Source organism: Shewanella sp. SM71 (assembly GCF_025653905.1).
Lineage (GTDB): Bacteria > Pseudomonadota > Gammaproteobacteria > Enterobacterales > Shewanellaceae > Shewanella > Shewanella oncorhynchi.
The window spans coordinates 1-6958 of the sequence record NZ_JAKKRW010000037.1; the positions used below are offsets into that span (position 1 = coordinate 1).

Here is a 6958-nt window from a genome sequence, read left to right on the forward strand (position 1 = left end):
CTGCGCACAATGTAAACTAGATTCATGTTGAACTGCTGCCCCTGCCATAATGCGCTAGCGCAGGGGACGCCAAAGGCGAGTTTAATATAATCTGCATTGTGCGCTGCTAATTCTATTAAATGGTTTAACCATTCTATTCAAAAAATATTTCACTTTTTCACTAGAAATATGTATACATTAATCAAGATTGTGTTATGATTACTGTATACCAAATTCAAGGGGAAAAATCATGAAACAATCAGAACTGAACTTCAAAGAAAACACAAAAAGCTGCGTATGGTGTGACTGGGATGGTAATATTGAATTCTATTGGGAAGCACGTTCAAACTATATCGTTATCACTCCAGACAAATATCAAAATATTTACGTGCCTGATAACGCTACACCGTCGCTAATACGCAAAGAGATTTGTCAATGGTTGGAGGCTTCATTCAATGTCTGATACCAAAAAACAACATGGTGGCGCTCGGGAGGGCGCTGGTCGTCCTAAATCTGAACCTACTGTAATGGTTAGGGTTCCTCAGGGATGCCTTGCTGACGTTCGCACCCTTATTGAATGTTATCGCGGCCTTAATGAATGTTATCGCTTACTGGGAGTTGAGCCTGACGGTCAAACTGATTGGGTCGGTAATAAAGGGATTATTAAGGCGCAGCCTTGATGGTAGCGGAGCGTTACGCTTGAAAGCGGGTCGCTTTCCCCCGTAGTCCTTCGCCCTGCTAAGCCGCTTTTCCTCTTTTTAGCTTACTTTCAGCAACTTTTTAGCTAAACGGTCGAAGACAAACCCGATTTTCAGCGGTCGGGTGTTCAGAGTCCACATACTTTAACAGTGGACTCTACTCCAATATTTGGAGTTTTCACCCGCGCTTCTTTTCAGCAAACTCACGATAATCGTCTTCGTTTACGTGTTTTAATCCCTTTAAAATCAATATCCTAAGCACCTCAGTTTCCTTTATGCTCGCTTGGGCTGCAATTACCGCTCTTACAGTCTCTTTTTCAACTTTTCGCCAAGTCTGCTCGTCTACATGTTTTGAAGGCATAAGGATCTCTCTATTAATCGCATAATCTTATATTATAAGATTTATTGACAATTAGAATCTAAGAAGCTAAGTTTATCTCACTTTCTAACTTTCTAAGAATCTGCGAAATGATTGATTTGTTCCGTATAGAGATACCATTTCATGAGGACTTTGTCGTTGGCGACACTGTTTCTGACCGTATGTCGGGAATCATAGATCTCAAAGAATGCTCTCTTCGCGGTGTCCGTTTAGAAGCGGGTAATGTTATTTATAACGACGGTCAATTCGATTACGAAAGTTTGCGCCATCCCTATGAATCAATTCCGTCTAGCTGGTCAACGCTGAGCTTTAAAATTCATGCGGGTGGATCTACTTACTGGCCGTTCGTGGAGATTAAGGCTAGCCCTGCAAAGCTGCTGCAAGGTCATAATGTTTTTGGTTCCGACGACACTCGTTTATGCGTTGAATCACTTGTTACAACGTTCTCAACAGGGATGCCGCGATTATCTGAAATGCTTGATTTTAACTGCTCTCAGATAAAGCAAATCGACTGTACATTCACGGCTCATTTATCGAGTGAAAGTGAAGCGAGAAATGCTATTCATGCCCTAAGAAACCTTTCTTCTGGGCAAACTCGCTCTAGTAAGTCGTCTCATGATACGACTGCTTATTGGGGTACAAAAAACTCAAATGGCGGTAAATCAGCTTCTCGCCATAAGCAATTAAAAGCGTACTTAAAGCATTTTGAATTGCAGAACTCAATTAAAGACACGCAGGATAAGTTAAAGAAATCTAAGTTAGACGTTTATGAACGCCAACTTGCAGCCATGCAAAGACCTGAGGTTTTAGCCTTTGCAAATAATTCACTCCGTTTCGAAGCTTCAATCATGCCGCGTATGTTAAAGCGTCTAGGTTTTCCGCTTCACGTTGGTGATTTTGTTAGGCACTGCGAGGAAATGAGAAAACGTCACTGTCCGATTCAATACATGTGGAACCATGCGTGGGAAGACATATTTAGTACGTTCGAGGGCAAGCAAGTGAATATATATAACGATGATGAAGTTAGAGATGCGCTAAGAGCGAATTATCAAACAGTTTCCTCCAAGGGTAAAGTTAGTTATTCCAAGGCTGACAGGCTATTCCGCTTTATTCGTAGCTTAAAAAGCGAAGGATGGGATGAAGTCAAGGTGACTATGCCTGAATCAACTTTTTACTATAACGTAAATCTAATTTCTTCGGTTATCCCGAAAGCCTACTTACAGAATTTGCAAGCTCAAGCGGCTTCAAATGTCGTCCCATTAATCCGCATGATTAATGTCGATTTTACCAAGCAACACCCGCAAAACTGGCAAGAACCTACACCACTATATAAACAACTCAGACAAGGCTTACGCGCAGTAAGTTAAGGAAAAAACATGTTAAAAATTGAATTAGATGCCTCTAATTGCAAGCTGCAAACTCGTCAATTACCACCAAAAGATGGTAAAGCAGGTCGTAATCTTTATTGGCAAATTGGTTATATGCATACGGGCGGTCGTTATCCTGTAGAAGTTCAGATTCCACTAGAAGAAGGTCAGCCCGCTTATCCCGCTGGTCCATATTTTGTACACCCTAGCAGCTTTCAGGCAAGTAAATATAACAATCCAGAGTTTAAGCCATTTGCTTTTACATTAGCTCCACTAAACGAAATTGACTCTAAGCCAAAAACTGAAAAGTCATCCTCTAGTTACTAGGAATTCAAAATCATGACCTTATGCGTTGTTCAGCAGCCCGACAATTCTCTATTAGTTAGCTCTACTCAGCCATGTGATGGATTTTATCTGGTTGAGTCGAGGGATTTAGAGGGGCAGCTTTCGGCCACTGAGGTTGGGCTTTTGTTTAGTGCTTGCGCATCACTCTATGCGCTAGTTTTTGTTTTTAAACTCGCTCGTCGCCAATTCGGCTTTTAATAAAATGGAGTTCTACTCATGATTAAATTACGTACTTTGCTTGTTGTTGCTGCCACTGTTGGTGTTGCTATTGCTGCACCATCTGCCATGGCCGCTATTGATATTGATACCGCCACAAGTGTTGTTAGTGCGGACGGTACTGCTGTTATTACCAAGGTTGGTGGCGTGATGCTTGGTCTTGCTGCTTTGGCTGTTGTTTTTAAATGGGCTAAAGCTGCGTTTTTTGGTTAATAACCGTTTCAAGTCGTGGGGTTCGCCCCACTTTGAGGTTTTATGCTTATCACTCTAATGGATTTGATATGGCTACTTGTCTTGCTCGTTTTAATCGACTGTACTCGTCGCTTATTTTTTTAGTTTTTACTGCTAATGTTTTTGCTTATACCCCTCCAGCTACGCCTGATTTGCCCTTATCTTATGAATTTCTAGGTTCCAATGCTGAGTCTGAATCTACTGCTTTCTACAATTCGCAATGTGATTCTAAAAAATTTTCATGGTATGGCGTCGACTGGTTTTGTGCTACTGGTGACCCTGCGAATCCTGTTTGTTATGTAAAAATGGCCTATCACGCTACTGATGTGAACAAATGCCAAGACTCTGGCGGAACAGACCCAGACCCTGAGAATCCAGACCCTAATCCAGATAATCTGCAACCCACTAATTCTTTTATTATGTATCCGACAACTTTTACAACTGAGTTAAAAGATGTTCATAAGGATTTGGGTATTGTTTATGATGCAATTTTAAGGGGTGCTAGACAGTCTTTTAATACAAAGACTGCTATTGATATGCAGACTGGTTCTATAGCTAGAGATTTGGCTGAATTAACGAGGCATGTTGATGCTTCTGGTGATGGTATTTATACCGTTTTACAGGAAATTCGTACTGATATTAATTCTCAAACTAATTGGGTTAGTCAAAATCAAATGATTTTGGCTGAGTCAAAAAACCTTTTGAAAAGCATTGATTCAAAAACTGGCTCAGGTTCTGGCGGTGGCACTGGTAATAATTATGGCGATTACATGCCTGCCTTGGGTTACATTGCTAATTCTGTCGGTAATTTAAGTTCTTTGTCTAATATTGTTGGAAATACCGCTCAAATAGGGGCTATTAATAATATTTTGTCAGGTTCAATTAATAGCAATCTTTCAAAGATAGCGGGTCAAGTTGGTAAGCCTGCTGATAACTCTGCAATTATTGAACAGCTTGTTGAGGCTAATAACGGTCTTTCTGATATTGTCATTCGTATGCGTGACATTGAAAACGCAATTGGTAAATCTGAAAAAAGTATTGTTGACGCAATAGGTAAGGGCGGTGATGGCACTGAACCCGATTTGGTTTCTTCTGCTGATTGCGCCTCTTTTAGTTGTTCTTCCAGTTCTGCCATTTGTTATATTGCCCGTAAAGAGTGGGAAAAATCTTGTGCTAGTTCTGGTCAGGATGCAGAAAATCAAGCTGGTGTTGATAAACTCACTAATCAATTGAAAGAATATATTGATAGTCCTGATTCTTCACTTGATAACATTGACGCTGGCAAAATTAATACAACAACATTATTAAATCATTACAGTGATTCTAACGGCGTTAGTGTTGGCGGTTCTAATACTTGTCCACCTCCTTATACAGTCGATATTGTTATAACCACCGTCACTATTGATTTATCGCCTTTTTGTGACCTTGCTGCCGTTATTCGGTGGTTTTTAATAGCCTTTGCCACAGTTGGCGCAGGTTTAATGATAGCTAAATACTCTTAGGTGATTTATGCCATACATTGCAATGTTTCTTGCTTCTGTTTTTCCTTTTCTTGCTCAGTTCTTAACGGCCACAGTTGCTCGTGTTGCTGTTGCTATCGGTTTCGGTACTGTCACTTATGCTGGTGTTGGTTTAATTTTTGATGCCATTATCGACAAAATTAATTCTAGCGCTGGCGTTCTGTCCCCGCATATAGCGACGTTTATACATTTATTAGGCATAGACACCGCCTTAAACATCATGATGTCAGCTGGATTCGCTCTCATGGTGCTAAAGGGCGCTTCCAGAGCGGGTGACATCCGTAAGACTGTTTGGCGTAAGCCAGGGGATAAATCCGATGTTGATTGGGGTGCATAATGTTATGTCTTTGTACTGGTAAGCCCGGAGCTTCTAAATCTTTAAATACCCTTGCTTCACTTGTTACAAATAACAAGGGTGACCGTCCAATTTATTACACCAATATTCGTTTGTTAATGTTGGATTACCGTGTAGCTAGTAGCTTTTCTGGCTGGTTTTATGGTAATTATTTATTAAATTTAAAAAATAAGGGCGCTAGAAAGCGTTTAGACAAGATTATTAAAAGAGTCCATTCTGATGATGAATTTGTTTCATTATCTGATGTGCCTTGGCTAGAAAGCTATTTTGATGCAGCTAATCACTTAGATACTTGGCTTTTTTGGGTACGCAAGCTATACACAAAGAATCAGCTTTTGCGCATGGAAGAATTTATTTCTAATATGCCTGCTGATATTTTAACATTTGAATATTTAGTTCAATTTAATTTGCATTTTATCCATTTTGAAAATGCCAGAGATTGGCATTTACTACCAAAAACCAGCAAAATTTTAATTGATGAATGCCAACAGTTTTTCCCGCCTAGAGCTTTGGGCGCTAATGTTCCTATTCATATATCGAAATTTGAGACACACAGGCACAATGGTTATGATGTTTATTTGATTACTCAAGATAGAATGCTTTTAGATAGTAACGTTCGCAAATTAGTTAATAATCATGTGCATTATCATAATCCCTTTGGCGGTAGCAGGGTAACTCGTTATGAACATTCCAAGAGCTTTGACTCTGATAATTATTTCGATTTAAAAGCCACTCAAAACTCATTAGTTAAGCGTCCATCTAATTTCTATGGTTCTTATTTTAGTGCTGAAATGCATACTCATAAGTTTAAAATGCCTAAGATTTTTTATTATTCAATTATCATCTTGACGATAATTGTTGGTTTAATATTTTCTTTACTATCTTCTAAATTATTCGCCTCACCAAGTTCTGATTTGCCTGCTGTTAAACCTATTGATTCAGCAGTAAAGCCAGCCTCTAAGGTTTCTATTAAACCCACATCATCAACTTTATTAAGTGATAAAGAAAATGATGTTTTAGTTGAATTTGTTACAAAGTCAATTGATGGAGTTTTTATTTCAGGTTCACAATATATAAAACATCAGAATGGTTTAGTTTCTTATGATTATTCTTTTATAAAAAGTGAAACAGGTGAACTGTTTGAACCAGCTGCTATTGGCTTTAAGCAGCAAGCTATTAATGATTGTTTGGTTAGATTAACTTTCCATGACTTTACCACGTTCGTTACATGCAATCCTCTTATCAAGCCCTACAAGCCTGATGAACGTCAAAATGAATTAATGGCTGCTTCGTAGCTTGGGAGGGGGGACAAGCGAAGCGCCCCCGACCTTTAACACTTTCCTATTTAACTTTTAATGGAATTATTTATGCCTTCAACTCGTACTTATGATCTTTTAATCTGTTTTTTGTTTGGAATCGTTCTAGGTATGTTTGCAACTGATTATTTTTGGCTTGATGTACTTAAACATTTAGACGAAATCACTGTTTGTCATTAGCTTTAGTCCTAACTAATGCCGATAACGACACTTATCGGCACATCTAATCACTAAGGGGTATTTATGTCTTATGAATCTTTGATTTGCACGCAGCGTAAGTCTGATGATGATGTTTTTTTATGGCCTGATGATTCATGGTGCTACAGGCACGAATTAAGTGAATATTCTTTTAAATCGGATGATTACGAGGTGGTTTATTCTTTAACGCCTAAATGGTTTGAACTTACTTGGGAGGTATAGCTTTATGTCACCACATAACACTAGGTTGCTTGTTCTTATGGCTATTTATTCTGTATTACTTTATAAACATCAATCACTTGAAAAGATTGAAAGTCTCTCTAAAAACACCTAGCCATAACTGCGCACAATGTA

Annotated in this window: 9 protein-coding genes; 8 read left to right on the forward strand and 1 reads right to left on the reverse strand. The window is 39.0% G+C overall.

The window, feature by feature from the left end; all coding sequences use genetic code 11:
- Positions 1 to 229: 229 nt before the first annotated feature.
- Complete coding sequence (locus L5L97_RS22600) at positions 230 to 442, forward strand: hypothetical protein (RefSeq protein ID WP_263187183.1); 213 nt, start codon at positions 230 to 232, stop codon at positions 440 to 442.
- The gene (locus L5L97_RS22605) at positions 435 to 659 is read left to right on the forward strand and encodes a hypothetical protein (protein ID WP_263182358.1); all 225 of its coding nucleotides are present in this window, start codon (positions 435 to 437) and stop codon (positions 657 to 659) included. The genes L5L97_RS22600 and L5L97_RS22605 overlap by 8 nt, the downstream gene beginning before the upstream one ends.
- Before the next feature lie 196 nt (positions 660 to 855).
- Here the strand turns inward: L5L97_RS22605 and L5L97_RS22610 are convergent, their stop codons facing one another.
- On the reverse strand, positions 856 to 1038 hold the full coding sequence (locus L5L97_RS22610; protein ID WP_263182359.1) for a hypothetical protein: 183 nt from the start codon (positions 1036 to 1038) through the stop codon (positions 856 to 858).
- Positions 1039 to 1145: 107 nt separating this feature from the next.
- On the opposite strand from L5L97_RS22610, the gene L5L97_RS22615 reads away from it, so the two are divergent.
- The 6 genes from L5L97_RS22615 (at position 1146) to L5L97_RS22640 (ending at position 6385) form a co-directional block, all read left to right on the forward strand.
- Positions 1146 to 2423: a phage/plasmid replication protein, II/X family gene (locus L5L97_RS22615; RefSeq protein ID WP_263182360.1), complete on the forward strand. Its 1278-nt coding sequence runs from the start codon at positions 1146 to 1148 to the stop codon at positions 2421 to 2423.
- A 9-nt stretch (positions 2424 to 2432) separates the two neighbouring features.
- Positions 2433 to 2750, forward strand: a complete 318-nt coding sequence (locus L5L97_RS22620) for a G5P family DNA-binding protein (protein WP_263182361.1) — start codon at positions 2433 to 2435, stop codon at positions 2748 to 2750.
- Positions 2751 to 2984: 234 nt separating this feature from the next.
- A complete protein-coding gene (locus L5L97_RS22625; RefSeq protein ID WP_263182362.1) occupies positions 2985 to 3197 on the forward strand; it encodes a hypothetical protein in 213 nt (70 codons plus the stop codon).
- Positions 3198 to 3265: 68 nt separating this feature from the next.
- A complete protein-coding gene (locus L5L97_RS22630) occupies positions 3266 to 4717 on the forward strand; it encodes a virulence factor TspB C-terminal domain-related protein (RefSeq protein ID WP_263182363.1) in 1452 nt (483 codons plus the stop codon).
- Positions 4718 to 4724: 7 nt separating this feature from the next.
- Entirely contained in the window at positions 4725 to 5072 is a 348-nt protein-coding gene (locus tag L5L97_RS22635; RefSeq protein WP_263182365.1) for a DUF2523 domain-containing protein, read from the forward strand.
- A complete protein-coding gene (locus L5L97_RS22640) occupies positions 5072 to 6385 on the forward strand; it encodes a zonular occludens toxin domain-containing protein (protein WP_263182368.1) in 1314 nt (437 codons plus the stop codon). Before L5L97_RS22635 ends, L5L97_RS22640 begins: the two co-directional genes overlap by 1 nt.
- Positions 6386 to 6958: the final 573 nt, after the last annotated feature.